The sequence below is a fragment of the Nocardia sp. NPDC006982 genome, assembly GCF_042869435.1.
GTDB lineage: Bacteria > Actinomycetota > Actinomycetes > Mycobacteriales > Mycobacteriaceae > Nocardia.
In genome coordinates this window covers 144,279-170,734 of record NZ_JBIAFV010000003.1, presented here as the reverse complement: position 1 = coordinate 170,734, position 26,456 = coordinate 144,279, and the positions used below count along the sequence as shown (strand labels likewise).

The window sequence follows — 26,456 nt, the reverse complement described above, 5'->3', positions numbered from 1 at the left end:
CGGTGGACATCCGATATCACACCGCAGTCCGATTCCATGTCATACCAAGGGATTACATGGGATGAGAATCCGGCCGATAGCTTCGGTGTATCGAAATCGTCACCCGCCCCGGACACACCGAGTAGCGGCCGCTGGACCCGATCTCCGATCGGCATCGACCGGTCGGCATCGAGGACGGGCGGAGGTGGCGTCTCCCACACAGCTCTCAGGAAGATCTATGACGACACCGGCCTTTGCCCCACAGTCATCGCGGCGCGGCGGCGCCGGCGGTGATTATGCCCCTCTGTTGCGCCGAATCTCCGACGCGGGACTGATGAACCGGCGTCCCGTCTACTACACCGTCCGGCTCGGCCTCGTCGGGATTGCGTTCGCGGCAGGCTGGGCGGCGTTCGTCCTCGTCGGTGACTCCTGGTGGACGCTCATGGTCGCGGCGCTCATGGCCGTGACGTGCGCTCAGGTCGCACTCGTCATGCACGATGTCGCGCACCGCCAAGTCTTCCGGTTACGGCGGCCGACGGAGGTCGTGGGCCGAGTGGTCGGCAACGCCGGCATAGGCCTGGCCTACGGCTGGTGGCAGGACAAGCACACCCGGCATCACGCCAATCCGAACCACGAGGAACTCGACCCCGATGTCGCGCCTGACATTCTGGTCTGGTCACAACGGCAGGCGCGGGCCAGCCGTGGTCTGCCTCGTCTCATCGGGAGGGCGCAGGCGTTCCTGTTCTTCCCCCTGCTGATGCTGGAGGGCCTGAACCTCCATGTGGCCGGCGCACGTGCGCTCAGAAATCGATCGGTCAAATACCGCGGATTGGAGGGCGCGCTGCTCTTCGGCCACTTCGCCGCCTATCTGGCCGCATTGTTCGCGGTCCTGCCCGCCGACAAAGCCTTCGCCTTCCTCGCTGTCCACCAGGCGCTGTTCGGCCTGTACATGGGCTGCATCTTCGCCCCGAACCACAAGGGCATGCCAACCCTGACCGGCGACGACCGCCCCGACTACTTGCGGCGGCAGGTGCTGACCTCCCGCAACGTGCGAGGTGGCGTGCTGACCGATCTCGCCCTCGGCGGGCTCAACTATCAGATCGAGCACCATTTGTTCCCGAGCATGCCGACGCCGAATCTGCGTCACGCCCAGGTGATCGTCCGCGACTACTGCGCCGAAATCGGCGTGCCATACCACGAGACCAGGCTGATCTCCTCCTACCGCGAGGCACTGCAGCACATGCACAACGTCGGCGCGCCCCTGCGCACCACCGACCGACATCCGGTCGACAGATGAACGTTTCCCGGCCGACAACGGCGGCAAAGTCGGCCGGGCCCGAGTGGATCGCACACAACAGCCCGAGCAGGCAGCAGCAAACCGGGGCGGTGCGCAAGTACGAAAAGGACAAGGAGTCCGGGTCGTTCGGAAGCACTCGTGTCGCGGCACGCTGCCTGTCGTGCCGGTCAGGCATCGACTGCGGTTCTCCGGCCTCGTGGCAGGTGGAAGGCGGCCAGACACCATCGGACACCGGTACCCAGCGGCCTCGCGAGCGTGAGGCAGGCCGCGATTCCCGCGGCGAGCAACCACGTTGTCGCACATGCGTCTGCCAACGCGACAATGGCCGCGAGTGTCTGTAGCGCGGCACACTGCTGCGTGGACAGCGCCGGGTGAGCAAGCCGTCGAACGGTCAGCTCCTGGTTGCCGAATCTTGTTGTTTCACTGGGCATTACGTCACATCCTTCGAACACGCCGTACCCGCGCACAGCCGTAATGTCAGGTATAGCCGCGACATCGGCAGAAGAGATGGACACCGGATCAGGACGCTGCGGCTTCGGATGCGATCGAGCCCGGACGGAAAAATCCGGATCTACACGGACAACGACGGATAATGAACCGGTATCTTCCATCAGGGGGTTCACCGATGCCGTCTGCTCGCCGTCCGCTCGATCCGGACCGGCCTACCGAAAGCTTCGCCCTGTCGCTGAGGGAATTACACCGCGCCGCGGGCGGTCCGAAATATCGAGTGCTCGCGGCTGCGATCAACGCGAGTAACGCCACCGTCTCCGCGATACTCAACGGCCACCGGCTCCCTTCCTGGGAGCAGACACAGGCATTCGTCGAAGCTTGCGGCGGCGATAGCTCGGAGTGGAAGCAGCGTTGGATGCGAGCCGACCGATCACGCAGCGTCGACAGTGCCAGCTTTAGCGGTCACGCGGCACACGCAGATGCGACGTTGACGCCGGTATCCGACAGCGAGTTCTACACTGCGATGCTCGCCGAAGTCCACCGGGCGCGCTACCGAATCATGACGAGCTACATCAGACTACGGCCAGCTGCCTACTTCCTCAGTTTCACCGATGAGAAGACCAGCCGGGCGGCTGCCGCATACTTCAACGCGATCGTCGCGTGGTCGGAGGCACCTGGCCGACGCTCCGTCCGCCGGGTCATCGCCACACCCAACGAAGAGATGATGGCGTGGGCCCAACAATTGGCAAAGGCCGCAGCTGAGCATCCGAACTACCGCATCCGAGTGATCGACTGGCCGCTGGCGGCCGATGCGGTCAACTTCGCCATCTTCGACGACGCCGTCGCCTTTCTTGCCTTCACCACGGGAACCACTCAGCAGCTGAGTGGATTCCGTATCGACGAACCGGCATTCGTTCGAGGCGCGATCGGGCATTTCGAACAACTTTGGCTGGCCGGACGCGAACTCGAATGACGCCACTCCGCGATCACCGCTGCTAACCTCGGCAACGGGCGCCGGAACTGACCCGGCGGGGAGGGGATTTCACAATGTCTGGGTCGCATCACCACGTCCTATCGCGACGAATCCGGGCGGTGCTCGCATTACCCGTGGTCGCCGTGTTGCTCACCACTGGCTGCGGTACCACCGATTCCGACCGGGCACAGGCGTTTCCCGCCGACCTGGCCGGCCAGATCGACCAGATCATGAAATCCCATATCGACGCCGGGCTGATTCCGGGCGCAGCGGTATCGATCATCGACCCTGAACACGGCACCTACAGCCAGGCGTACGGGGTGGCGGACACCGCCACCGGCCGTCGAGCCGAAGTGCGCGACCACTACCGAGTCGGCAGCATCACCAAGACATTCGTCGCGACCGCCGTACTCCGCCTCGCTGATGCACAGAAACTCTCACTCGACGACCCCCTCCGGAAGTACATCGACGCTATCCCCAATGGCGACATCATCACCGTGCGCGACCTGCTCGGTATGCGAGGTGGCGTCTACGATTTCGCCGCGAGTCCCGAGTTTCAACCCCAATTACTCACCGCGACACCGGATCGCGTGTGGTCCATTGGCGACGACCTGCGCATCATCAGGGACAACCCTGACAAGGCAGCACCACCCAATTCCCGTAGCGTGTACTCGAATTCCGAGTACCTCCTCCTCGGCCTGATCCTGGAAAAGGTGACAGGTCGCCCGGTGCGGGACGTCGTCAACGACCTCGCAGGCGACTACGGGCTGCACGACACCGGATACCCCTCCGACGCCGATTTGCCCACACCCGGCAGCCGCGGCTACGCCTATGACAAAGACGTCCGCACCGACGTCACAGCACGCACACCACCAACCCTGTGGGAAGCCGCGGGCTCGCTGGTGGCCTCGGTGCCCGACCTCGCCACCTACGCCGCCGCACTCGGTGAGGGGCGATTCCTCGAACCTCGAACCTATACGGCACGAACAACTTTCACCGACAATTACGGCCTCGGCCTGATGAGTGACGGCTCTTGGATCGGCCACTCCGGCGCGGTCCTCGGCTACACCTCGATGACGATGTATCTCCCTGAACGCAATGTCAGCGTCGCTGTCGCCGTGAACCAGTACACACCCGCCTACCGCTCCCTGCTCATCATCGACGCGACCGACATCTGGACCGACATGGTGGCCCGGCTCTATCCCGGCACCATTTCAGGCCTCGACAACCTGCCAACCGCTCAACCGCCGATTCCCGCTCCAGCCGACCTCACCGCCGAACTCGCGCAGGCCTTGAACCCGTCGATCCCCGCCTCCGCCAAGAACTTACGGATTGAGGGTGACGACAAAGACCCGGATCTGGTCACGAAACTGGCCCGGGCCTACACCCATTCCGCTCTCGAGGTGACAGTCGACAAAACCACCGACATAGGCCGCAACCGCCTGATCGCCACCACCAGCACCACCACCTCGAATGGCAACGTCCCCATGCTCATCCCACTCGTCCCCATAGACAACGCGTGGCGGCTGGACGATGGCTGGGTGTGTATGCAGATCGTCGCCGATGGACAGCGATCGCCGGCCTGCCCCTAGCCGGGCTATCGCTCATCGGGCATTCAGCCTGCCGATTGCTTGATCGGACGCGTCTGTCGACGGAAGTGATTCATGCGGGGCATTTCCGCTCAGCCAGGGGTCAGATCGCGGATAAGCACGTCGAATGTTGGTGCGTCGGGCCAGCTCGGTGTAAGGGTGCCTACCCGACACCAGCCCCAATTGCGGTAGGTGGTGTAGGCGCGGGTGTTTTCGGGGCGGACGAGCAGTGTCGCGCGTTGTTCTGCTCGGTGGCCGAGGAGTTCGTCGTGGAGGGCATGGGCGATGCCTCGGCCGGTGAGTTCGGACCGCACCATGATTTCGCTGAGTGCGAATGTGCGGGAACCATTCTCGGAGGTGAAATCGGCTGGGTGGCCCTCGTCCAGTTGGAGACCACCCCACCATGCGGTGTTCATGTGTAGCGGCCAGCCCCACGCCTGGCCACATGCGCGCCCGTCGAGCTCCGCGATTACTAGCTCGAACCCGGCGGGGCGACTGGGGTCGGTATACGCGTCGAAGCGGTGCATGAATGCCTCGGGCGCCTCGAACTTCTCGCCAGCTTCGATCGCATGAACGTAAGAACCGCGGAATATGTCCTCGATCTCGGTGCGTCGCTCGCGGGCCTGTTCGGCCGAAAGATGCTGGAACTCCAGGGGTGTCGTCTTCTGGTCTGGATTCATGCGGTGGTGACCCTTCTCGCCAGATCGTCGAATCGTTGTCGGAATTCGTCGGAATATCCCTCCACCGCATCACGGACTGGCGCAAGGAGTTTGAGGGTGCGGGTGGAGGAGATCTCTCGCTCGAGGTCGGTGATGACCGAAAGTCCTTGATCGGCAGCACCTTCGATATCTCCCGCATTCGCCAAGGCCGCCGCCCAGCCTGCTCGATAGTTCGCGGCGTTGCGGGCACCTGCCTGCTCCAGCGCTAGTCCAGCCGATAGGGTTGCCGCCTTTGCCAACTCGCCGAGGTCTCCGATACCGCGGGCTTCGTGGCATCGGATCTCGGTGGTCGTGACGAACCGGAGCCACCGGGGGCATTCCCCAGACGGCTCGTGCTCGAACGCGTAATCCAGTTCACGCCAAGCAGTAGCAACGGCCTTGCCGAATCCGGTGCGGTCACCGAGGACGCCGTATGCCTGGGCTTCACGGATGGCCATCAATGCATGGACGCGGCCTGGTGGGTGACCACGGCTCAGATCCCGCGCACGTTCGATCAGCCCGAGCGCGCGGTGCGGGTTCGCTTGGCCGGAGCGTGAAAGGGTGGTCGCCTGATGTGCGGCGTTCAAACATACGTGGACGGTTAGTTCTTCGTCGCCAGCTTGGTTTGCCAATGCGAACGCGTCGGCATAACAGCGGCGCGCAAGCGGGTGCATCTCGGAGTCGTACGCCAACCAACCGGCGATTGTCGCGAGCTCGCCCGCCGCGCGCATGAAAGCCTTGCCTGCTTGTTCTTCGAAGGCACATGTCTCCAGGACGGCCTTCGCCCGTTCGAGTTCGTCCACGGCTGTCTGCAGCAGTGCGGTGCCACCCACGATCTGCTCGCGCTGGGCAATGTCCTCGACGTTCGCCGCGAGTCGGTGCGCGTCGGCAATTCCGATCCGACTTGGGGACGGGGCGGACTTCACGGCAGGAAGTGCAATCGTGGTCCCGAGCAGTACTCCGAACTCCCGGCGCTTCACTTCGTCGCCCTCGACTTCCCGTGTAATGAGCCCCATCGTCAGGCTATCGTCGGCAACCGCCGCCCGGAACCGTTGCGCCTGTTGATCATTTAGACGGGCAAGTTCGGAGTCCAGGTCCTGGGCTGACTTCCCTCGTACCGGGCGGGATACTGTCGCCTTCTCCCACTTTCTGATCGTCGGCGGCTCGTAGCCGACCTGCGCGGCGAATTCGTCCTGCGTAAGCCGCAGCGCCGCCATGCGAAGGGCTCTCACCTCCACACCTGTCCACCTGCTGACGATCATGGCCACCCCTGTTTTCGCGTCCACAACGCTCGGTATCAGAAGCGTATTACTTGCGTGCGGTTTCGTGGCTGGGATCGAAGTGGCTGGTCGGCGACGCTTTATGAGCATTCGAGATCTCGGGTGTGTCGACCGCAGTCAAGGGGAGGGATCGTGACGAATTCGGAACTGCCGCAGCGGTATCCGATTGTGGGGCCGCCAGTCGGGTACAGCGGTGCTACGGCAGATGTGGTCGAGCGGTTCGCGGATGCCGTGCGCGAGTGGGCCGGACACTCCAGGCGAACGGAGCGCCGAGGTATCGAGCCGACGGCACCTGCGAATCGTGGAGCGGTGTGATGCGACGAGATCGGTTGCGCACCACGCAAACTCGGGACGGTCGCAAGCTTGCCGTGTGGCAACTCGTCGGATGCTCCGCGCGGGTGTTGCGCGTGCAGCTCACTTCGGAGTCATTCGCCGCGTACTGCTTGCCGTCGCGCGCCCCGCTGACGGATGCGCAACCCGGGACGGTCATGTTCGATCCGTATCCCGATTTGGCTGCTGCTCGGGAGTTGCTGCCCAAGCACAGTGATCTGTGGGACGCGCTTCGAGACGACTACTGGGCGGCGCTCATGAATTCGAAGGCCCTGCCGAACTCATTGGAGGCATAGGGCAGATGTCCGAGATCCCTCAGGGCGAGATCGCTCCGTCTGTGCGCGCATTGCTCGCCGCCTTTCACGAAGAAACCCATTTCAAGCTCGACCTCGCCCCCATCGACAGCATGCCGATCTACGAGCGCGCAGCCGATGGCTGGCTGTGTCGAGTCGGCGAAGACGGCTGGCTCCTGGACGCCGACTTGGACGAGAGCGACGCGTTCAGGAGTGAGTCGGTCAACGATCACGACACAGATACCTGATCGAGCGTTTCAGTTACACGCGGTGCCGCCGGGATACGTTGGCGACAGACTGGTCTCCCTCAGCCCTGTTCAGTCCGCGCGACTGGCGGCTGGACACTGGCAGGGCCCAGCCTTGCTCGCTGAACGATGCCGACTTGCCATCGATGTAGGCGCGGATGCCGACAGCCGGATACTCGATAATGTCGTCAGGGAGCTGGCCTATCGAAAACCATTGCACGGCAGCGCATTTCTGCGGCTCGCGGTTGACCGGCTCACCACGCCACCGGCTCGCATACAGGAACACGCCCAGTCGAGGTTCGGGCCCGGACCCGGCCACATGCACAACGTGCACCACACGCAGGTCCGCGGGATCGATCGTGACCCCCACCTCTTCGAAGGCTTCCCGGGCAGCGGCTGCGGTGATCGGCTCACCGGCATCGAGCTTGCCGGACGGCAAATGCCAGCGGCTGGCGAAAGCGTCATTGCCGCGGCGTTGGTCAGCAGCAGTCGATCGCCATCAGTGAGCAGCACGTGCACGTCGATCAGATGGCGGTCCGCCATCGAGGCAACTCCTGTCGGTCTTCGCGCGGAAACGTGTCATGAGACGCTCACACATGCTGGCCTTGGCCGTCTTTGATCCAGAACATCCCGCGGCCCGACTCCGCGGGGGCGCGCACCTCGCGTGGTGCGATCCGGTCGAGCCGGTATCCGAGTCGGCGGGGGACTGCGGCGCTGCGGATATTGGCTTCGTCGCAGTGGATTTCGACGTGGTCGATGCCAGGTAGGGCTAATGCGATTCGAGTCAGCGCGGCGGCGGCGCGGGTGATTATTCCTCGGCCGGTATGGGCGACGTGGCACCAGTAGCCGATTTCCAGTGTGCGCGGGCCGACGCGGTCGTGGATTCCGATCGCACCGAGGAGGATCCCGTCGACGTCGAAGATGCCGTAGTTGCAGCTTCCGTCGGGGCTCGGCCAACTCGCCGCCATCGCGTCGCCGAAGGCACGGTGCTGTTCGAGTGTCATGGGTTCGGCCAGCCAGTCCATCCATGGATGGAGGTGGTCGAAGGAGGCGGTGATCGCGTCGAACCGTGGCATCAGGTCCTCGGGCAGCCAACTGCGCAGCAGCAGGTCACCTAGGTGGATCTGCTGAGGCGGCGCAATTCCGGGCGCGAGCGCGGCTGGATGCTCGGCGTTCATTCTGAGATGTTGGCAGCCGATCCGATGTGCGGCAACGCAATAACGTCGGCACCAAGGGACGGCCAGCTCACGGAAGCCGACAGCTACTCCTGCACGCCGGAGCCCGATGCGTCCGGACTTATCTGGTGAGCCACAGCTCGCCACGCCTAGTTCTTCGGCGAGAAACCGAGTTGCTTGACGTAGCGGTGGGCAGGAACCGACACGGGGCCATCCGGTCCAGGTGCTCGGTGGCTGAACAGCCCCTCATCGACCCATCCGTTCCGGGCGTAGAAAGCGCGGGCGCGGGTGTTGCCCGCAACCACGGCCAACCAGGCGCGGGAATGCCCGCCAGCATGAATTCGCTGCTCGGCGGCACCGAGCAGGGACGCGGCGACTCCGGTGCCGCGGTGGTGCCGGGATAGGTAGACCTGGTCGACTTCGTCATCGAGGGTCATGACGAAACCGGCTACCTGGTCGGCGACGATCGCGATAACGGTGTCGCCGATGCGCTCCGCGGCGCGCGTGCCGAACGATTCCTGAGGGCGGACGGCGACGAGTTCGTCGGGGACATTGCCGAGGTGGGCGTCGCGCCAGCCTTCGTACCAGATGGTCGCGATGGATTCGGCGTCCTCGGGGCGGGCGGGGCGCAGGTGTGGAGAATCGGTCATCAACGCAATGTAGCCCCGTTGGGTTGACATGAACCCTGGTTGAGGTTGAAGGCTGGAGATATGAATCGACCGCCTGAATTCTGGAATGCCGTCTATGACAACGGGTCCGCTCCGTGGGTGATTGGGGAGCCGCAGCCCGCGGTGCTCGAGCTGATCGAGCAGGGGTGGGTTCGGGGCGCGGTGCTCGATGTGGGGTGCGGTGCCGGTGAGCACACCATTCGGCTGACCGAGCTCGGCCATGACGTGCTCGGGGTGGATCTCGCGCCGAGTGCGATCGGATATGCCAGGGCCAATGCGCGCGAGCACGGTGTGGCCGCGCGGTTCGAGGTGGCCGATGCGCTGAATCTGGGGGAGGAGCCGCGCTACGACACCATTCTCGACAGTGCGCTGTTCCATGTCTTCGCCCACGACAACGGCGATCCGACCGATTATCTGCGCAGCCTGCACCGGGTCCTGAAGCCCGGCGGGTACCTCCACATCCTCGCGCTCTCGGATGCCGAACCCGGCTTCGGCCCGCGCATCAGCCGCTCCGCGATCTCCGACCCGTTCGGCGCGGGCTGGGATTTGGAAGAACTGAAGCCCGCACGGTATCGCGGACGCGTCAGCGAGGCCGTCGTCGAGGCACAAGAACTCGGCCTCACCCCGGGCAGCATTGTCGATGAGGCAGCCTGGATTGCCCGCGTGCGCCGTTCCTAGCGCTGTGCAAACACCCTGCCTGGTGGACTGTGCATCGGGTCGCGGCACTGCCTGCCGTGATCCGATCGCCAATGGAAAGGGTCATTCGTCATGACATACACCCGTACCGGATTCGTGCGAACCGCTGTTGCACTCGGCGGTCTGCTCGCGGCGGGGGCGCTACTGGTTCCTGGAACCGCATCGGCGCAACCGGGCATCGGCGGCGGACTGATCGAGACGACATGCAGCTTCGCACAGGTGGATGCGGCCATTCACGCCGAGGCGCCCAAGCTCGCCGAACGCCTGGACAGTCATCCCGATCGCAAGGCGAAGCTGCAGGAATTCCTCGGGCTGCCGGTCGAGCAGCGCAAGCAGCGCGCCCAGCAGTGGATCGATAACCACCCGAATGCGCGGACCAAGATCGAGGAGAAGCGCAATTCGCCCGAGGGCCAGCAGAAGATCGACAAGCTGCGCCAGATCGCGAACACCTGCCACAACTACTGAGTCGAACGCGGGCGGCGCTATCCGGCGTCGCCCGTTCGGTTCTCGATGGTGACCGTGACAGTGAGTCCGCCTTCGGGCCGCGCGGTCGCCCGGACCTCACCACCGTGTGCGTGCGCGACCGATCGCACGATCGACAGACCCAGCCCCGCGCCCCGGCTGTTCGGTGCATGCGCCGATTCGGCGACTCGTTCGCCGGAGGCCAGTCTGCGGAACGGTTCGAAGAGTCCGTCGACCTCGAAGGCAGGCACGACTGGGCCGGTATTCTCGACAACCAGCTCGGCATTGCCCCCGGTGCTCACCGATCTGATCGAGACCCAACCTTTTTCGCTGACGTTGTAGCGAATCGCGTTGTCCATCAGGTTCTGTGCCAGACGTTCCAGCAATACCGGATCACCGGAGACCGGAGCCGCCTCGATATCGGTGCGGATCTCGATACCGGCCCGGTCGGCGGCATCACCCGCGACAGTGACCACCCGACGGACCACCTCGGCCAGATCGACCCGACTGCGCTCGATGAGCCGCTGCTCACTGCTCGCGAGCACCAGCAATCCGTCGATCAGCCGCTCGTGCCGATTGTTGACCTCCAAAAGCGTTGCCCCGAGCCGACGCGTGGATTCGGGTGCGTCGGGATCGTCCAGCGCCACTTCGATCAACGTGCGATTGATGGTCAACGGTGTGCGCAGTTCATGTGAGGCATTGGCGACGAAGCGCCGCTGACCGTCGAAGGCGCGATCCAACCGTTCCAGCATGGCGTCGAAAGTGTCTGCCAGATCCTTGATTTCGTCGTCGGGTCCGGTCAGCGCGATCCGCTCGTGCAGGCTGCGATCGGCCACCCGGCGCGCGGTCGCGGTGATCTGCTGCAGCGGATGCAAAGCCCGCCCGGCCAGCAGCCAACCCAGTCCGCCCGCGACGATCCCGATCGCACCAAGTGAGACCAGCGACCAGACGAGCATCGCCTCCAAGGTGTCGCGGCGCTCCTTGGCGGCCTGCGCGGTCAGCGCCGTGTACAACTCCTCGGTGACGATCGGGCGGTTCCGCTTGGCCAGGTACTCGCGCACGAGGATCTGGGCACCCATCCCGTGTCGCCGATCCAGGGACCGATCGAGGTAGAAGTACATAAGCGCAACCAGAATCGCCCCGGCGATGAAGAACGCGCCCGCGTACAGCAGGGTGAGTCGGAGCCGAATGGTGCGGCCCCTCATCGGATGCGGTACCCCACGCCCGCTTCGGTCTCGATCACCGGTGGGTCGCCCAATTTCCGGCGCACCATCATGATCGTGTAGCGCACCACCCCCGTGAACGGATCGATGTTCTCGTCCCATGCCTTCTCCAATAACTGCTCCGCCGACACCACTCCGCCGTCGGCACGCAATAATTCGGCCAGTACCGCGAACTCCTTGCGCGACAACGAAACCGGCTCGCCATCGCGGGTGACGGTCAGTCGATGCGGGTCGAGCCGAATCCCGGCCCGCTCCAGCACCAGCGGGGTCGCGGGCCGTGCGCGCCGGCCCAGCGCCTGAATGCGGGCCACCAATTCGGCGAATGCGAACGGTTTGGTCAGGTAGTCGTCGGCGCCGAGACCGAGCCCCGCGACTCGCTCGGCGACCGCCGCGGCGGCCGTCAGCATCAGAATCCTGGCGTCGCTGCCTGCCTCGGTGAGCGAGGTGCAGACGATATCCCCGGATACCGTCGGTAGATCGCGATCCAACACGATCACGTCATAGTCGTTCACGCCGACCCGCTCCAGCGCATCCGCGCCGTCGTAAACCACATCGACCGCCATCGCATGCCGCCGCAGCCCATCGGCTATCGCGTCGGCCAGCAACTGCTCGTCTTCGACCACCAGTACCCGCACCCGACCATCGTGCCTGTTGTCGCTGTTAGGGCGCTGTTAGTGCGACAGACTCCGGGGCGAGCCGCCGATTTCGGCACATGTGGCGAAGAGTGATTTACGACGAACGACCTGCTTCAACGGCCGGTGCCAGCCCGGGGGCTGGTCCTACCTGGCCTTCACAGGCGTTTAACCTCTCGGTCGGCCCAACCGCGAGGATGTTGGTTGCCGCGTTCATGTCCCGGTCGTGCACCGCGCCGCATGGACACCGCCACGTCCGGACCGACAGCGGTTTCTTGCCGTCGATCCGGCCACATACCGAACACAACTGGCTGGACGGAAAGAAACGGTCCACCTTGGCGAAAGTGCGGCCGTGCCTGGCTGCTTTCTCTGCCAGCATGCGGATGAACATGCCCCAACCCGCGTCATGCACGCTCTTGGCGAGCCGCGTGCGAGCGAGACCTCGAACGCACAGGTCCTCGACGTATACGGCTTGGTTGTCGCCGATGATCGCCGTGGACTGTTTGTGCGCCCAATCTCGCCGGGTATCGGCTACCCGTGCGTGAGTTTTCGCTAACCGGACTCTGGCCTTCGCGCGGTTACGGCTGCCCTTCTGCTTCTTCGACAGATCCTGCTGGGCCTTGCGGAGCTTGCGTTCGGCTCGGCGCAGAAACTTCGGGGATTCGATCACCTTCCCGTCCGATAACACCGCGAAGGTGGTGAGCCCCAAGTCGATACCGACCTCAGTGTCCAGCTCGGGCAGTGACTCGTCGGCGACCAACACCACGAACGACGCGAAATACCGGCCTGCCGCATCCTTGGTGACGGTGACCGATGATGGTTCCGACGGCAGGCCCCTCGACCAGCGAAGCTCGATGTCACCGATCTTTGGCAGTCGCAGCTTGCCATTGTCGAGGACCTGGAACCGGGCGTTGCGGGTGAACCGGATCGACTGCCGGTTATCTTTCCGGGACCGGTACCGGGGCGGCGCTATCCTCGCTCCCTTCCGTTTGCCCGTGATCGAGGCGAAGAAGTTGCGGTAGGCGGTGTTCAGGTCGGCCAGCGCCTGCTGCAATACCACCGATGACACCTCACCGAGCCACCCTCGCTGCGGTGTCTTCTTCGCCTCGGTGAGCCGCTTCGACAGGTCCGAGTCCGAGAGCGTCAATCCCTCCGCGTATGCATGCCGCCGTGATAAAAGCGCATCGTTGAAGACGACACGAGCGCACCCGAATGCCTTCGCCAACTTCGTCTGCTGACCCGATGTCGGGTAGAGGCGGTAGCTGTATCGAAGCTGCACACTTTCACGATAACATCATGGCGGCGCACCGATTACGATTCTGCGCCAGTACATCGAGCAGCGCTAGTGTCCGGTCCAGGGAACACTCGGTTCTCGGCGCCCCGGCCACGCTCGCATTCACCTCCGCTGTAAGCGACTGTGCACTAACGAACATCCAGGTAGCTGATAGCAGTGAAAGGAGTTCAGATGACAATGTCGGTTGCCGACCGCATATTCTTTCGCGTCAACCGATTCCACAGGGAACGGGTCGCGATCGCATGGGGCGGACGGCATATTCTGCACGGCCGTAAGCCTAGGCCGGGCGACGTCGTGCTGACCAGCAATGACTATCTCGCGCTTGCGCACGAGCCGCATATCGTCGGCGCGATGTGCGCGGCTTTGCAGTACGCGAGCGGGGGAGCACCCCCGTCGGGCGTCTTCGTACACGGTCCCGACCATCCGCAGATCGCGCTGGAAACGACGCTTGCCGAACATATGCGGGCGGCGGCCGGAATTCTGTGTCAGTCGGGCTGGGATGCGAATGCCGGGTTGCTGCAGTCGATCGCCGACTCGCATACGCCGGTCTATATCGATCATATTGCGCATATGTCGCTGTGGCACGGCGCGAAAACCGCTGGTGCACCGGTATATTCGTTCCGGCACAATTTTCCGGGCCATCTGCGCGACGAGATCCGCAAGCACGGCCCGGGCATCATCGCGGTGGATTCGATATACAGCAGCAACGGGAGTCGCTGTCCACTGACCCAGATCTGCGATGTCGCCGACGAAACCGGCAGTGTGCTGGTGGTCGACGAATCGCATTCGCTCGGCACCGACGGGCCCTACGGTGCGGGCATGGTGGTCGCGCTCGGCCTCACCGACCGGGTGCCATTCCGGATCGCCAGCCTCGCAACGGCTTTCGCGGGACGCGCCGGGTTCGTCGCCGCGAACAATATCGATTTCGTCGACTACTTCAAGATGGAATCCGATCCCGCGGTCTTCTCCGCGACACTGCTGCCGCACGATATCGCCGGTCTGGCCGCGACGCTCGAAGTGATTCGCATCGACGAGTGGCGCCGGGTCCGGCTGCGCGAGATCTCCGCGGTCGTGCGCCGTGCGCTGATGGCGTTGGAATTCGATCTGGAGGGTTCGGCCAGCCATATCGTCGCGCTGCAGACCGGTTCGGATGAGCGCACCATCGCGATCCGCGACTTCCTTGAGACCCGTGGCATTTTCGGTTCGGTCCTGTGCTGGCCTGCTACCGCGCCCGACCGCGCGCGCATCCGCTTCTCTCTGCATGCGGGGCTCACCGATATGCAGGTGGATCGACTCATCCAGGTGTGCACCGAGGTCCGCAACCACTTCGGCGCGATGGCGCCGATGCGTTACGAAAGGCCGAGGCCCGCACCGACTCCAGCGCAACTCGTGCCGACCCAGTGACCTACCCGAGGGCCGTCGCACGCGGCAGGAGCACCGTGAAGGTCGCGCCGTTGCCCGGCTCGCTGTCCACGCTCACCCGACCACCGTGCGCCACCACAAGGGCCTGCACGATCGATAGCCCCAAACCCGTTCCGCCACTGGCCCGGGTGCGCGAATCGTCGGTGCGATAGAACCGTTCGAAGACGCGGGCGGCGGCCTCCGGCGCCAGGCCGGGGCCGGCGTCGACGACATCCATGCGCACGTCATCCGCGGACGGGGTGAGCCGCACGGTGATCGCGGCGGTGGCCGGAGTGTGGGCCAGGGCGTTGCCGAGCAGGTTGGCCAGCACTTGCCGCAGTCGCGCTTCGTCACCGGTCACGTCCATGGTGCCGACGCCGGGACGGACCTCCAGCGTGATCGGGCGTCGAGGTTGCTGCCGCGCCGCCATGGCCTGCGCATTGTGCACCGCATCGCCGGCGAGCGTCAGCAGATCGACTTGGCGGCGGTCGAGTGGGCGTTTGGCATCCAGCCGCGCGAGCATGAGCAGGTCCTCGACCAGCAGGCCCATGCGCTCGGCCTCGGCCTCGATGCGGCCCACCACCATGGACGCATCGGTGCTCGCGCCTTGGCGGTAGAGCTCGGCGAAACCGCGAATCGTGGTGAGCGGGGTGCGCAATTCGTGGCTGGCGTCGGCGATGAACTGGCGCATCCGGCGTTCCGAGCGCCGGGCGTCTTCCTCGGAGGCCTCGGTGGCTGCGACGCCGTGCTGGATCTGCGCGAGCATCGCATTCAACGACCGAGCCAACCGGTCGACCTCGGTATCGACTCCACGCACCGGAACGCGCCGGTGCAGATCACCGCCCGCGATCGCCGCCGCGGTCTTCTCGACATTGCGCAGCGGCCGCAGGCTGCGCCGCACGACGAAGTACCCGACCACACCGAGCGCGATCAATGCGGCCGCGCCGGTGCCGAGTTCGAAGTAGATCAAGCGCGATACCGTCTCCTGGTTATCGGTGAGCGGCAGCGCGATGGTCGTCGAGCCGTACTGGTTGCTGGTGGTGAGGGCGCGCCACTGCACCTCGGATCCGTCGGTCGAGCCGACGGTGGTGGGGACCGATGCCGTGTTTCCGTCGATATCCGGCGTGGTGCCGATGCCGGCGACCGTGACCGAGGTGCCCGGATAGGTCTGTCCCTCAGGGCCTTTGTGCAACTCGTAGAAGCGGCGGGGTTGATCGGTGAACAGCCGAGGTGCCGGCGCCTGCGGCAGGTCGGCCGGAACCCACACCGTCGCACCGTCATTCGTGACGACCTGTTTCATCTCGCGTGGTTCGGCCCATGAGCGAGCGGCGTCGTAGAGCTGCTCGTCGGCGCGCGCGGTCAGTGATCGACTCAGGGCGGAGGTCACCGCGAAACCAGTGGAGAGCAGCACCATGGCGGCCAGGAAGACAAGGGCGACAACAAGTCCCACCCGCAGCGGGATGGCCGACACCCGCCCGGCGAGTGATTCGCGCAGTCTCATATCCGACTCGGCTGCGGTGCGCGCAGCACATAGCCGACGCTGCGCAGCGTGTGGATGAGCTTCGGTTCGGTGGTATCGACCTTGCGCCGCAGATACGACACATACGACTCGACCACACCCGCGTCACCGCCGAAGTCGTAGCGCCACACGTGATCCAGGATCTTCGCCTTGCTGAGCACCTTGCCCGAATTCACCATGAAATACCGCAGCAGCGTGAACTCGGTGGGCGACAATGCCACCGGCACACCGGCTTTCCAGACTTCGTGACTGTCCTCGTCGAGTTCGATATCGCCCACCGCGATGCGGGATGACAGGTCCGCGACGGCATCCCTGCCCGACCGCCGCAGGATGGCCCGCAGCCGGGCGATCACCTCCTCGAGGCTGAAAGGTTTGGTGACGTAGTCGTCCGCGCCGAGGGTCAGTCCGGTGAGTTTGTCGTCGACTTCATCGCGCGCCGACAAGAACAGCACCGGCGCATCGATCCCGTCCGCGCGCAGCCGCCGCAACAGCCCGAACCCGTCCATGCCCGGCATCATCACGTCCACGATCAGCGCGTCCGGCCGGAACCGGCGTACTTTGTCCAGCCCGTCCGTCCCGCTGATCGCGGTGACCACCTCGAACCCCTGAAATCGCAGACTCACCGCAAGGAGCTCGACAATCATCGGCTCATCATCGATGACGAGAATGCGTGCTTCCGGCTCTGCTCTGCTCATTCCACTAGCGTGACGGGCCGAGCAAAGTCGCAGCTCAGGACAAGCTGGGTGTTGGCTGTGAGCCCTGGACCTATCCGAGATCCGGATGGAAGATGCGTTCGGCCGCGTTCCGCAGGGTGGTGCTGCTGTCCGGATCCTCGACATGGAGTGCGAAGACCAACTCGCCGGTATTGGCGAGCAGCCAGCCCTGCCCGCCTGCCGTGGTGACATATCCGCCACCGCCGATCAGGCTCCGGAGTTGGTCGACCACTGCGGCCGGCAGCGGACTCGATTCGGCGGAAGTCGTTGCCGGGCGGCCGATTTCGAGCATGGGTGGCGTGATGCGTCCATTGGCGATGGCGGCGGTGAGGATCGCCATGCCATAGGGGCTGGCCTGGATTTCGCTCGCCCGGCCGCCGCGTCGCGCGTCCGCGGTACCCGGGCCCGGGATTCGCGAACTCACCTTGTCCAGACCCGTCAGCTCGAAATCGACGCCGAGACCCAGCATGCGGGCGGCCTCGGTGATCTCGTCGAGGGATACGTTCTGCGGCGGTTTGTGCGCGATGGTGGCCGCGGCCGTCCGCAGTAGTTCGGAAGTGCCGCCGATCGGAGCGAGTCCGGCGAAGGCCACCGGTTCGTTCGTGCTGGCCGCGTTGTTCTCGGCGGCGGCGACAATGGCTCCGGTCGCGGGACGGATCGCGACGACGGCCGCCGGATTCCCGAGGTAGTTGACCGCATCCTGGGCGGCGCGCTGCCAGTACGGATCCAGGGTCGCGGATACATCCGGCGCCGGTGTGCCCTGCTGTCCGGCGATGTTTGCGATCGGAAGCCCGTCGGGTCCCGATAGCTGCACCGCCCAGCCCGCGGTCCGATCCCGGTTGTCCTGCCACACCGTGCGCAGTGCGTCGAGCATGGGGGATTGGATGCGCCGGTCGGCCGAGATCAGCCGTGGCTGCGGCTGTGCCACCACCCCGGGAATCGGCGTGATGTCAGGTTCGAGAACCGCGAAGTCGTCCTGCCGTAGATTCACCGCGACGACCGGTTGACCTTTGGCGGCGGCGAGCTGCGCGCGTAAGGACTCCCCGGTGATGAGTGGGGCGACCGGTGCGATGGCCTTCGCCAGCGCGTCGGTGGTGGCAACCGGATCGGTGATGCGGTCGGGATCGAGCCGGACCACAGCGATGACCTGCTCGGTCATCAACGGTTGTCCGAGACCGTCCTTCACCACGGGCGGCGGCGTCGGGTAGGCCTTTACCAGGTTGACCTTGCGGGTGTTGTCCAGTTGCGGCAAGGCGATAGTGGGGTCCCAGGAGATTCGCCAGCCGGTCGCCAACTTTCGGATCGTGCCCTGCGCGTCGTATGTCCAGTTTCGATCGCGTCCGAATGCCCACGCGCCCTGCAGGGCGAAGATGCCCTCCTTGGAATCCAATGCGATGAATTGCGACAAACGGAAGTCCGGAGCACCAGGGCCCAATCCCTCGAACACCTGTCGCAGCGATGTGGCGGCATTGCTCGGTTGGGTGGTCAATTTCGCGGCGTTATCCGCATCCCGCTTGTTCAGCAGCTCGGTGAACTTTTCGACCGCCACTCTCGCGTCATCCGAATACTGGCCGAACGAACAGGCGCACCCGCCGAGTGCCACCGCGAGAATCACTGCGCCGAGTGCCGCCGACCAGCGTGTGCTGCTCATGTGCGGTCCGACGCCCGGGGAATTGCTCATCGGGATCCTCGATTCTCGAGTTCAACCGCGATTGATGGTCGTCAGCATCTGATAGCGCAGCGCAAGGACTTCGAGGCTAGCCCGCGCCTTCGGCGGCTATCCATTCGATAAATCGGATAGCTGCCGAATTGCGATGGACTCGAGATATGGCCTTATGTTGGCTCCCCGCAACAAAGTTCGAGCCGACCCGGGGGACCCCGGCCGATGGCCGGGGTCCCCGTCGGTTCACGACTGCGGCGGTGGACTGAAGATGCCGAAGTCGTTTCCGGAGGTGTCGAGGATGTGTGCGAAGACGAGTCCGTCCTTGCCGGTGATCGGCGGGACCGACACCTTTCCGCCCAGCTTTTCGGCGGCGGCGACCGTGGCCGCCACATCCTGGACGAGGACGAAGAAGGTCGCGTGATTGGCCGAGGCATCGGGGGTGCGCGAGATGCCGCCGCTGGGCGCCTCGCTCGCCGGGTAGCTGACCAGGTCGTAGCTGTCGGCGTTCGGGTCGGAGGCGAAGCTCCAGCCGAACAGGTCGCCGTAGAACTTCTCGACCTCCTGCGGCTTATCGCTGCCGACCTGGAACCAGGCAACCGTGTTGAAAGGGGGAGTGCTCACCGTGTCGTCTCCTCGCGATCGGGTATCGGTGTCTTGCCCGATCACGATCCCCCGGCGCGGCGACAACCCCCTGTCGGTGTTTCCCGCCGATTTCGTCTCACAGCGCGACGGTTCGGAGTTCGAGGTCCTTCGGAATATCGGAAGGGGGGAGCGGGCGCGGCGACGTCGGCGTATCTGTCATGGTCACCGCGCGGATGCGGTCCAGCCGGAAGCAACGCGACTCCGCACGCAACCGGCACCACGCGATGAGATACCAGCCGCGCGATCCGTTGAGGAATGCCGTCGGCTCGACCTCCCGGTCGCTGGCCGCGCCGAAGCGATCCGAATAGCTGATCCGCAGCACCCGCCCCGCTTCGATCGACTGCCCGATGACCGACGGAATGGCCTGGACGGGCGGCGCATCCACCGGATCCAGCAACCGAACCCGCGCGGCGAGGTCGCGCGCGGCGGCCGCATTGCGTTCCGACATCACCCCGAGAATCTTGCGCAACGCGCTGCGCCCCGCCTGGTCGAAGGGCGTCGCCTCGCTGCGCGCCAAAGCCACGGCGAGTGCGACCGCTTCCGCCGCGGTGAAGTTGAGCGGCGGCAGCGACATGCTCTTCTCCAACGCATACCCACCGCGCCTGCCGACATCCGCGTAGATCGGAATACTCGCCTGCTGCAGTGCCGCGATATCGCGTTCGATCGTCCGAACGCTCACCTCATAACGTTGCGCCAACTCCCGCGCGGTCCGCATCCGCGGCGCCACCGCCCGCAACTCCTCGACGATCGCATATAGCCGATCCGTACGGTTCACGCCGCCACGCTAGCGCCGACCACCGACATCGAACGCCCACCCGAATTGTCTTGGCGGAATGCGGGTATCAGTCGAGGGTGTCACATAGCCAGTGAGCGCCTCGCGCAGTCGCCTGCGCGCGGGTTTCACTGGATACGCGACGGCTCGGGTCAGCGGCGGGAGACCAGCATCGGTTCGTGCAGGTCGAAGTATTCGACTTCGCCCATCAGTTCGCCTTCCTCCTCGAACAGGGTGCGCAGATCGTCTGGAATCTCCAGCTTTTCGTGGGCGCGGGCCTCGGCCTCGGAGGTGAAGTAGACGGCCTCGACGTAACCGTCGCTGCCATAGGTCGCCAAGGTGCCGCCGAGAATTTCGGGGCGCAGTTCGTGGATGCGCTCGGTGCCTTCGGCGAGCAGTTCGCGCATGCGGCGCGGATTGCGGGTATGGCCCTCCATGACCTGGACGAACCCGGCCTGATCCGAGCCACCGCCCAGCCACTGCGTCACCTCGGGGCAATCCATGAACTGCACCGGTCCGTCGAAGCACTGCTCGGTCTCGGCCCACCATGCGCCCTGCTCCGGACGATTGCTATTTCGCCGCGCCGCTTCTTCGGATTCGAACCTCGCCAATGCGATGAACGTTCCGTCATTGCACAACCCGCTGGTCGTCCCGAGATAGCCGACGGCTCCCGGCTGCAATTCCTCGTTCCACCGATCCATACACCGACGTAGCCGATCGGCGTCGGAAACCTTTCCTTGAATAACTTGGATGAACATCGAGTCCTCCTAGTGCGGAGGGATCACTCCGCTCTATAGCGAGGCTGACGCGTCGCGGTCCACCGAGGGTGCTCGGACCGCACGGCCCGCGAACACGGCCACCGCACAGCTAATCGTTCGCTGCGGCGCGGCCGTACGCAAGACCGGCACGAGTCAGCGCGCTTCGGCGCAGTTCGCCAAGAAGGTTTCGACCAACTGATTGACGACCTCGGGAACCTCGGCGGCCGCGAGGTGCGCGGCATCCTCGATGACCGCCAGCTCGGCGCCGGGAATGGACCGGGCCATGGTCTCCAGTTCGGGCACCGGAAAGGTGCGATCCTCGCGGCCGCCGACGACCAGCGTGGGACAGGTGATCGCGGCGAAGCGGTCGCGTTGGTCCGGGCGCTCGATCACCACGGATCGGACGGCATGAGCCACCGATTTCGGATCATTGCGACGTGCGGTATCGAGGACCCGGCGCACGACATCGGGGCGGGTGGCTTCGGTGGTCGGCCCGAGGAAGGCGCTCACTACCGAACGTGTGAGCGGCGGGCGGATGCCGCGCAGGATACCGACGATGACCAGCAGCGCCCTGTACTGCAATTTCTGAGCGCTCGGCGCCGGCGAGGCCGTGCCGTTCATCAAGATGGCGGATCGGACGCGATCTGGATATTCGGCGGCCAAGGTGCCGCCGATCATGGCGCCCCAGGAGTTCCCGATGAAGTGGGTCCGCGAGAGTTCGAGGTGGTCGAGGATGTCGACCACAGAGCCCGCGCAGTCGTCGAAAGTGAAGCCGCGGGTGAGTGGACTGGATTTTCCGTGGCCGGGCGGGTCCACCGCAATGGTCAGATAATTCTCGGCGAAGTGAGCGATCTGAGCGTCCCAGAGCCCGGCATCCATGAGCAGGCTCGGCCACATCACGAGCGGATCGCCGTGCCCGGTTGTGACGACGTGCAGGGTTCCGAGCCGAGTCGGGATGTATAGATCCGTGCTGTCCATGGGTTCCTTCAACGGAGGGCGAGGGCGAGGAAGAAGTCGACGCGGTCTTCGAGGCGGGACAGGTCGCGGCCGGTCAGTTCCTCGATGCGTTGGATACGGTAGCGCAAGGTATTCACGTGAACGTGAAGTAGCTCAGCGCATTTGGTCCACGAGCCGGACACCTCGAGGAAGGTTTCCAGGGTGTGCACCAAGTCGGCCCGGTTTTCCTGATCGTAGCTGCTCAACGGGTCGAGCAGGCGCAGGCGGAACATTCGGCGGACTTCGTCGGGGACGCTGGCCAGCAGGAGCATATGGGTGGCGAGTTCGTCGTGGCCGACGACGGTGGTGGGGGTGGGGCGGTCGGCCGCCAGACGGCGGGCGTAGCGGGCTTCCTCTACCGCGCCGCGCAGGCCTTCGCCGTCGACGATGCCGCTGACACCGATCGAGAGGTGAGCACCCTGTAGTCCGGGCTCCAAAGCGGTTACGGCGCGGTAGATTTCGCTGATGACGGAGCCGTCCGCAGGGATGAGGGCGATGGCTTCACCGTCGACCACACCTGCGGCAGGCCTTTTGCCGTAGAGGATTTCGCGCAGCAGGACGCGTAATTCGCCGGGGCGCAAGGCATCTGCGCCGGCCGCGACTGCGATATAGGTTTCGGCGGGACCGAGGCCGGTCAGTTCCAGGCGGGAAATGATTTCGGCGGGTTTGGCATCGGAGACGATCAGTTCGATGAGTTCCTGGGCGAGGCGGCCCTCGGCGCTCTGGCGGTCGTCGAGCCGGGCGCGTTCGAGCGATACGACCGCGGCGAGCTCGCCGGTCAGGGCGCGACGTTCCTCCGGCCAGTCTTTGAAGTCGCCTTCGAAGACCAGGAACCAGTCGGCGGCGCGGGAGGTGCTGTGCTCGTCGACGGCGAACAGCGAGTAGCGCGCCTTGTCCTGGACCAGCACGTGGGGGAGACGGCGAGCGTTCAGGAATGCTGCCGTGGCCTCGACCGGTGGCGGTGCGGCGGGTCCGGCCACCACGCGTCCGGTGGATGCGACGACCCAGCAACGCATCCCGAGATCGCGTTCGATCAGCTCGAGCACCGAGCCCAGCCCGGTACCCGAGACGAGCTGGCGGTGGCGGTCGAGTATGGCGGTCAGGTCCGCGGCGCGCCCGGTGGACAGATTGCGGGTCAATGTCTCGGTGACCTGGGCGAATGCGACATCCTCACGGACACGGAACAGTGGTATCCGATGCCGTTGACAGGCCTCGACGACGTCGGGCGGAGCGCCGCCATAGCGGGCGTCACCGGCGGCGAGTCCGGCGACTCCGGCCTGGGCCAGCGCGCGCACGAAGGTCTCGCTGTCCTCCGGCGAAAGCCGCCATTGCAGCCCGGTCAGGACCAGCTCGCCGCCGGAGAGATAGCGACTCGGATCGAGCATGTCCGTGGTCACTACCCAGCGCACGAAACGGTCGAGCTCTTCCTCGCCGGTGACGAGCTCGAGACCGAGGTTCATGGTCAGAAGTGATCTAAGTCGCACACTTGCCGAGGCTAACAGCCCAGCTCGCGCCCTCCCGGCGACGCTTTGGATATTCACACAAACGAGGCCGTGTGAACTGGCGCACACTTCGGATTTCTGGGTCCTGGCAGCGCAGATGAACGGCGGGTGTACTTACTCCCAGCACCAGAACAAGCTCGATGGGAGATCGAATGTCCGGTGAGATCGGATGGCTCAACTCGCTGCCTCCGGACCAGGCCGCGGCGGAACTGCTGACCTGCTGCGCCTCACACGTCTGGGCGCAGAAGGTGGCGGCGCACCGGCCCTACGTGGACAGCACGAGTCTGATGGCCGCCGCGGTCGCCGGGGTACGGGAGCTGAGTTGGCCCGATATCGAGGAGGCGCTGTCCGCGCATCCCCGCATCGGTGATCGCGCCAAGGCGGGCACGCACGAGCGCGAGGCCGAATGGTCCGCCGGTGAGCAGTCCGGCACGGCGAGCGTCGATCAGCAGACACTCGATGACATCGCCGCCGGCAACCTGGCCTACGAGCAGCGGTTCGGACATGTCTTCCTGATCCGCGCCGCCGGCCGCTCGGCCGAGCAGATCCGCGCCGAACTGCGCAGGCGCCTGGCGAATACCGCCGAGGGCGAGCGCATCGCAACCCAGCGCGAACTCGCCGATATCACCCGGCTGCGGATCCGAAAGTTGTTGGAGGACAGGTGAGTCTGTCCACCCATGTGCTCGACGCGGCATCCGGTCGCCCGGCGGCAGGGCTGCCGGTGCGGCTGGAAAGGGCCGACGGCACCGTGCTCGCCGAGCGCCGCACCGACCACGACGGGCGCATCAAGGATCTGCCCGCGCCCGAAATCGGCATCCACCGGCTGATTTTCGAAACCGGTGAGCTCAGTCCGTTCTACCCGTCGGTGACCATCGACTTCCGCGTCACCGACCCAGCCGAGCACTACCACGTGCCGCTGCTGCTCGGTCCCTATTCCTACTCGACCTACCGAGGTAGCTGAACCATGTCGATCAAGCTCGGGCCGAATAGATACGGCAAAGCGGAAAACCGGGTCGTCCGGGTGACGAAAACCGGTGGCGTCCACGAGATCCGGGATCTGAACGTCGGTGTCGCGTTATCCGGCGACATGGACGAGGTCCACCTGACCGGTGACAACGCGACAGTCCTGCCGACCGACACCCAGAAGAACACCGTATTCGCCTTCGCCAAGGAATACGGCATCACCTCGCCGGAAGCATTCGGTCTTTTGCTGGCACGGCATTTCGTCGATTCCCAGCCGCCCATCCACCACGCGCGGGTCTCCCTGGAGGAGTACGCCTGGGAGCGCATCGTGGTCGGCCCCGGTGACAAGCAGTATTCGTTCGTCCGCTCCGGCCAGGAGACCCGCACCTCGCGGGTGCACTACGACGGCGAAAACGCCTGGGTGGTATCAGGTTTGACGGGTCTGGTGGTGCTCAACTCCACCGGCTCGGAATTCCACGGCTACATCAAGGACAAGTACACGACGCTGCAGGAAGCCTACGACCGCGTACTGGCCACCGAGGTCAACGCGGAGTGGCGTTTCGCGAGCGAACCGGGCGACTGGGACAAGGCCTACCGCGAGGTCCGCGGTGCGCTGCTCGAGGCATTCGCCGATACCTACAGCTACTCGCTGCAGCAGACCCTCTACGCCATGGGCGACCGGGTGATCGGCGCGGTCCCGGAGGTCTGCGAGGTTCGGCTGTCGCTGCCCAATAAGCATCACTTCGTCGTGGATCTGTCGGGCTTCGGACTGGAGAACGACAACGAGGTGTTCTTCGCCGCCGACCGTCCTTACGGCCTGATCGAGGGCACCGTACTCACCGAGGACGCCCCCGCGCCCGGACCGGCGTGGGAGTGACGATGGATTTCCTACGACCCGATACCTGGGCCGAGGCGCTCGAGCTGAAGGCCGCAAATCCGGAGGCCAAACCCATCCAGGGCGGCACCGATGTCATGGTCGAGATGAACTTCGACCACGGCCGTCCGGCGGCACTGCTCGATCTCAACCGCTGTCGCGACCTGTTCGATTACTCGACCGAGCTCGACGGCCGGATCCGGATCGGTGCGGGCGTCCCGTATGTGCGCGTCATCAACCGGCTCAACCACCAGTTGCCCGGTCTGGCGCAGGCCTCGCGCACGGTCGGTTCGCCGCAGATCCGCAATCGCGGCACGGTCGGCGGCAATCTCGGCGGTGCGTCCCCGGCCGGTGACGCCCACCCCGCGTTGCTGGCGGGCAATGCGGTGATCGAGGTGGAGTCGGCCGCGCGCGGCACCCGCCTGATCCCGATCGATGACTTCTACGTGTGGGTGAAGAAGAACGCCCTCGAGCCCGACGAGCTGATCCGCGCCATCCGGATCGAGCCGGCCACCGGACCGCAGTACTTCTCCAAGGTCGGCACCCGCAATGCCATGGTGATCGCGGTCTGCGCGTTCTCGATCGCATTGCACCCCGACACCCGCACGGTCGGCACGGGCATCGGATCCGCCGGACCGACACCGCTGCGCGCGACACCGGCCGAGCAATTCCTCGCCGATGCGCTGGACTGGGATGACCCGGCCCCATTGCCCTTCGATGTCGTCCGCGAATTCGGTGCGCTGGTCTCGGCCGCCGCCAAGCCGATCGATGACGTCCGCGGCACCGCGGAATACCGCAGACATGCCCTCACGGTGCTGGCTCGCCGCACCCTGTCCTGGGCCTGGACGGACTACCTAGCAGAAAGAAGGAGGGCAGCCTGATGCGTGTGACCTTCGACGTGAACGGCTCGCATGAGACCGTCGACGATGTGTGGGAGGGCGAGAGCCTCCTCTATATGCTGCGCGAGCGCATGGGCCTGCCCGGCTCCAAGAATGCTTGTGAGCAAGGCGAATGCGGTTCGTGCACAGTCTATTTAGATGGCACGCCGGTGTGTTCCTGTCTCGTGGCCGCGGGCCAGGTACAGGATCGCTCGGTGCGCACCGTCGAGGGGCTGGCCAACGGCGCGAAACTCGATCCGATGCAGGAGGCGTTCGTCGAGGCCGGTGCGGTCCAATGCGGCTTCTGCACACCGGGTCTCATCGTGCAGGCGCACGATCTCATCGAACGCAATCCCGATCCCTCCGATGTGGAGATCCGCGAGGCGCTCGCCGGAAACCTCTGCCGCTGTACGGGATACGAGAAGATCCTCGACGCGGTGCGACTGGCCGCGGCACGTAAGGCGGGCAAATGAGGAAAGCATCGCGCAGCG

The 26,456-nt window shown here is 65.1% G+C and carries 30 protein-coding genes; 13 read left to right on the top strand and 17 right to left on the bottom strand.

Annotation, left to right across the window (positions count from 1 at the left end):
* Nucleotides 1–217 precede the first annotated feature (217 nt).
* Entirely contained in the window at nucleotides 218–1,276 is a 1,059-nt protein-coding gene (locus ACFYOW_RS14065) for a fatty acid desaturase family protein (protein ID WP_387287815.1), read from the top strand.
* Nucleotides 1,277–1,443: 167 nt separating this feature from the next.
* On the opposite strand, the gene ACFYOW_RS14060 is transcribed toward ACFYOW_RS14065, so the two are convergent.
* Nucleotides 1,444–1,707 carry a hypothetical protein gene (locus ACFYOW_RS14060; protein WP_387287813.1) on the bottom strand — a complete coding sequence of 88 codons (264 nt, stop codon included), beginning with the start codon at nucleotides 1,705–1,707 and terminating at the stop codon, nucleotides 1,444–1,446.
* 194 nt (nucleotides 1,708–1,901) lie between these two features.
* On the opposite strand from ACFYOW_RS14060, the gene ACFYOW_RS14055 reads away from it, so the two are divergent.
* Both ACFYOW_RS14055 and ACFYOW_RS14050 read left to right on the top strand, forming a co-directional pair.
* The gene (locus ACFYOW_RS14055; protein ID WP_387287811.1) at nucleotides 1,902–2,699 is read left to right on the top strand and encodes a helix-turn-helix domain-containing protein; all 798 of its coding nucleotides are present in this window, start codon (nucleotides 1,902–1,904) and stop codon (nucleotides 2,697–2,699) included.
* Nucleotides 2,700–2,773: 74 nt separating this feature from the next.
* Nucleotides 2,774–4,291: a serine hydrolase domain-containing protein gene (locus tag ACFYOW_RS14050; protein ID WP_387287809.1), complete on the top strand. Its 1,518-nt coding sequence runs from the start codon at nucleotides 2,774–2,776 to the stop codon at nucleotides 4,289–4,291.
* Nucleotides 4,292–4,380: 89 nt separating this feature from the next.
* Here the strand turns inward: ACFYOW_RS14050 and ACFYOW_RS14045 are convergent, their stop codons facing one another.
* On the bottom strand, nucleotides 4,381–4,968 hold the full coding sequence (locus tag ACFYOW_RS14045) for a GNAT family N-acetyltransferase (RefSeq protein ID WP_387287807.1): 588 nt from the start codon (nucleotides 4,966–4,968) through the stop codon (nucleotides 4,381–4,383).
* Nucleotides 4,965–6,218, bottom strand: a complete 1,254-nt coding sequence (locus ACFYOW_RS14040; RefSeq protein WP_387287805.1) for a hypothetical protein — start codon at nucleotides 6,216–6,218, stop codon at nucleotides 4,965–4,967. The genes ACFYOW_RS14045 and ACFYOW_RS14040 overlap by 4 nt, the downstream gene beginning before the upstream one ends.
* 362 nt (nucleotides 6,219–6,580) lie before the next feature.
* On the opposite strand from ACFYOW_RS14040, the gene ACFYOW_RS14035 reads away from it, so the two are divergent.
* A complete protein-coding gene (locus ACFYOW_RS14035) occupies nucleotides 6,581–6,892 on the top strand; it encodes a hypothetical protein (RefSeq protein WP_387287803.1) in 312 nt (103 codons plus the stop codon).
* A gap of 5 nt (nucleotides 6,893–6,897) precedes the next feature.
* Nucleotides 6,898–7,137, top strand: coding sequence for a hypothetical protein (locus ACFYOW_RS14030; protein ID WP_387287801.1), 240 nt, complete (start codon nucleotides 6,898–6,900; stop codon nucleotides 7,135–7,137).
* 13 nt (nucleotides 7,138–7,150) lie between these two features.
* Here the strand turns inward: ACFYOW_RS14030 and ACFYOW_RS14025 are convergent, their stop codons facing one another.
* From ACFYOW_RS14025 to ACFYOW_RS14015, 3 genes are all read right to left on the bottom strand, one after another.
* Nucleotides 7,151–7,573, bottom strand: coding sequence for an NUDIX domain-containing protein (locus ACFYOW_RS14025; RefSeq protein WP_387287799.1), 423 nt, complete (start codon nucleotides 7,571–7,573; stop codon nucleotides 7,151–7,153).
* Between the two features lie 151 nt (nucleotides 7,574–7,724).
* On the bottom strand, nucleotides 7,725–8,312 hold the full coding sequence (locus tag ACFYOW_RS14020; RefSeq protein ID WP_387287797.1) for a GNAT family N-acetyltransferase: 588 nt from the start codon (nucleotides 8,310–8,312) through the stop codon (nucleotides 7,725–7,727).
* 146 nt (nucleotides 8,313–8,458) lie between these two features.
* Nucleotides 8,459–8,959, bottom strand: a complete 501-nt coding sequence (locus ACFYOW_RS14015; protein ID WP_387287795.1) for a GNAT family N-acetyltransferase — start codon at nucleotides 8,957–8,959, stop codon at nucleotides 8,459–8,461.
* Between the two features lie 60 nt (nucleotides 8,960–9,019).
* Here ACFYOW_RS14015 and ACFYOW_RS14010 point away from each other — a divergent pair, with 60 nt between their 5' ends.
* Both ACFYOW_RS14010 and ACFYOW_RS14005 read left to right on the top strand, forming a co-directional pair.
* Nucleotides 9,020–9,655 carry a class I SAM-dependent methyltransferase gene (locus ACFYOW_RS14010; protein ID WP_387287793.1) on the top strand — a complete coding sequence of 212 codons (636 nt, stop codon included), beginning with the start codon at nucleotides 9,020–9,022 and terminating at the stop codon, nucleotides 9,653–9,655.
* Nucleotides 9,656–9,745: 90 nt separating this feature from the next.
* Nucleotides 9,746–10,138, top strand: a complete 393-nt coding sequence (locus tag ACFYOW_RS14005; protein WP_051182880.1) for a hemophore-related protein — start codon at nucleotides 9,746–9,748, stop codon at nucleotides 10,136–10,138.
* 17 nt (nucleotides 10,139–10,155) lie between these two features.
* On the opposite strand, the gene ACFYOW_RS14000 is transcribed toward ACFYOW_RS14005, so the two are convergent.
* The 3 genes from ACFYOW_RS14000 to ACFYOW_RS13990 all read right to left on the bottom strand — a co-directional run bounded on the left by ACFYOW_RS14000 (nucleotide 10,156) and on the right by ACFYOW_RS13990 (nucleotide 13,269).
* Entirely contained in the window at nucleotides 10,156–11,340 is a 1,185-nt protein-coding gene (locus ACFYOW_RS14000) for a sensor histidine kinase (protein ID WP_387287791.1), read from the bottom strand.
* Entirely contained in the window at nucleotides 11,337–11,993 is a 657-nt protein-coding gene (locus tag ACFYOW_RS13995; RefSeq protein WP_387287789.1) for a response regulator transcription factor, read from the bottom strand. Before ACFYOW_RS13995 ends, ACFYOW_RS14000 begins: the two co-directional genes overlap by 4 nt.
* 94 nt (nucleotides 11,994–12,087) lie before the next feature.
* Entirely contained in the window at nucleotides 12,088–13,269 is a 1,182-nt protein-coding gene (locus ACFYOW_RS13990; protein WP_387287787.1) for an RNA-guided endonuclease InsQ/TnpB family protein, read from the bottom strand.
* A gap of 186 nt (nucleotides 13,270–13,455) precedes the next feature.
* On the opposite strand from ACFYOW_RS13990, the gene cqsA reads away from it, so the two are divergent.
* The gene (gene cqsA, locus ACFYOW_RS13985; RefSeq protein WP_387287786.1) at nucleotides 13,456–14,688 is read left to right on the top strand and encodes an alpha-hydroxyketone-type quorum-sensing autoinducer synthase; all 1,233 of its coding nucleotides are present in this window, start codon (nucleotides 13,456–13,458) and stop codon (nucleotides 14,686–14,688) included.
* A 1-nt stretch (nucleotide 14,689) separates the two neighbouring features.
* Here cqsA and ACFYOW_RS13980 read toward each other — a convergent pair whose 3' ends face one another.
* From ACFYOW_RS13980 to ACFYOW_RS13945, 8 genes are all read right to left on the bottom strand, one after another.
* Nucleotides 14,690–16,186 (bottom strand): sensor histidine kinase, encoded by a 1,497-nt coding sequence (locus ACFYOW_RS13980; protein WP_387287784.1) that lies wholly within the window; start codon nucleotides 16,184–16,186, stop codon nucleotides 14,690–14,692.
* Complete coding sequence (locus ACFYOW_RS13975) at nucleotides 16,183–16,899, bottom strand: response regulator transcription factor (protein WP_063037967.1); 717 nt, start codon at nucleotides 16,897–16,899, stop codon at nucleotides 16,183–16,185. The genes ACFYOW_RS13980 and ACFYOW_RS13975 overlap by 4 nt, the downstream gene beginning before the upstream one ends.
* Nucleotides 16,900–16,969: 70 nt before the next feature.
* Nucleotides 16,970–18,598 (bottom strand): NTF2-like N-terminal transpeptidase domain-containing protein, encoded by a 1,629-nt coding sequence (locus ACFYOW_RS13970; protein WP_387287782.1) that lies wholly within the window; start codon nucleotides 18,596–18,598, stop codon nucleotides 16,970–16,972.
* Between the two features lie 225 nt (nucleotides 18,599–18,823).
* Nucleotides 18,824–19,201: a VOC family protein gene (locus ACFYOW_RS13965; protein WP_387287780.1), complete on the bottom strand. Its 378-nt coding sequence runs from the start codon at nucleotides 19,199–19,201 to the stop codon at nucleotides 18,824–18,826.
* A 97-nt stretch (nucleotides 19,202–19,298) separates the two neighbouring features.
* Nucleotides 19,299–19,997: a helix-turn-helix transcriptional regulator gene (locus ACFYOW_RS13960; protein ID WP_387287778.1), complete on the bottom strand. Its 699-nt coding sequence runs from the start codon at nucleotides 19,995–19,997 to the stop codon at nucleotides 19,299–19,301.
* Nucleotides 19,998–20,146: 149 nt separating this feature from the next.
* A complete protein-coding gene (locus ACFYOW_RS13955) occupies nucleotides 20,147–20,752 on the bottom strand; it encodes a hypothetical protein (RefSeq protein WP_387287776.1) in 606 nt (201 codons plus the stop codon).
* Nucleotides 20,753–20,905: 153 nt separating this feature from the next.
* Nucleotides 20,906–21,730, bottom strand: coding sequence for an alpha/beta fold hydrolase (locus tag ACFYOW_RS13950; protein WP_387287775.1), 825 nt, complete (start codon nucleotides 21,728–21,730; stop codon nucleotides 20,906–20,908).
* 8 nt (nucleotides 21,731–21,738) lie between these two features.
* Nucleotides 21,739–23,208, bottom strand: coding sequence for a PucR family transcriptional regulator (locus ACFYOW_RS13945; protein WP_387287773.1), 1,470 nt, complete (start codon nucleotides 23,206–23,208; stop codon nucleotides 21,739–21,741).
* 194 nt (nucleotides 23,209–23,402) lie between these two features.
* Between ACFYOW_RS13945 and uraD the strand changes: the two genes are divergently transcribed.
* From uraD to ACFYOW_RS13920, 5 genes are read left to right on the top strand one after another with little or no spacing between them, the layout of a single operon-like run.
* The gene (gene uraD, locus ACFYOW_RS13940) at nucleotides 23,403–23,915 is read left to right on the top strand and encodes a 2-oxo-4-hydroxy-4-carboxy-5-ureidoimidazoline decarboxylase (RefSeq protein WP_387287771.1); all 513 of its coding nucleotides are present in this window, start codon (nucleotides 23,403–23,405) and stop codon (nucleotides 23,913–23,915) included.
* Entirely contained in the window at nucleotides 23,912–24,211 is a 300-nt protein-coding gene (gene uraH, locus ACFYOW_RS13935; RefSeq protein WP_387287769.1) for a hydroxyisourate hydrolase, read from the top strand. The genes uraD and uraH overlap by 4 nt, the downstream gene beginning before the upstream one ends.
* 3 nt (nucleotides 24,212–24,214) lie before the next feature.
* Nucleotides 24,215–25,090: a factor-independent urate hydroxylase gene (gene pucL / locus ACFYOW_RS13930; protein WP_387287767.1), complete on the top strand. Its 876-nt coding sequence runs from the start codon at nucleotides 24,215–24,217 to the stop codon at nucleotides 25,088–25,090.
* Nucleotides 25,091–25,092: 2 nt separating this feature from the next.
* Complete coding sequence (locus tag ACFYOW_RS13925; RefSeq protein WP_387287766.1) at nucleotides 25,093–25,968, top strand: FAD binding domain-containing protein; 876 nt, start codon at nucleotides 25,093–25,095, stop codon at nucleotides 25,966–25,968.
* Nucleotides 25,968–26,438, top strand: coding sequence for a (2Fe-2S)-binding protein (locus ACFYOW_RS13920; protein WP_387287764.1), 471 nt, complete (start codon nucleotides 25,968–25,970; stop codon nucleotides 26,436–26,438). The genes ACFYOW_RS13925 and ACFYOW_RS13920 overlap by 1 nt, the downstream gene beginning before the upstream one ends.
* Nucleotides 26,439–26,456: the final 18 nt, after the last annotated feature.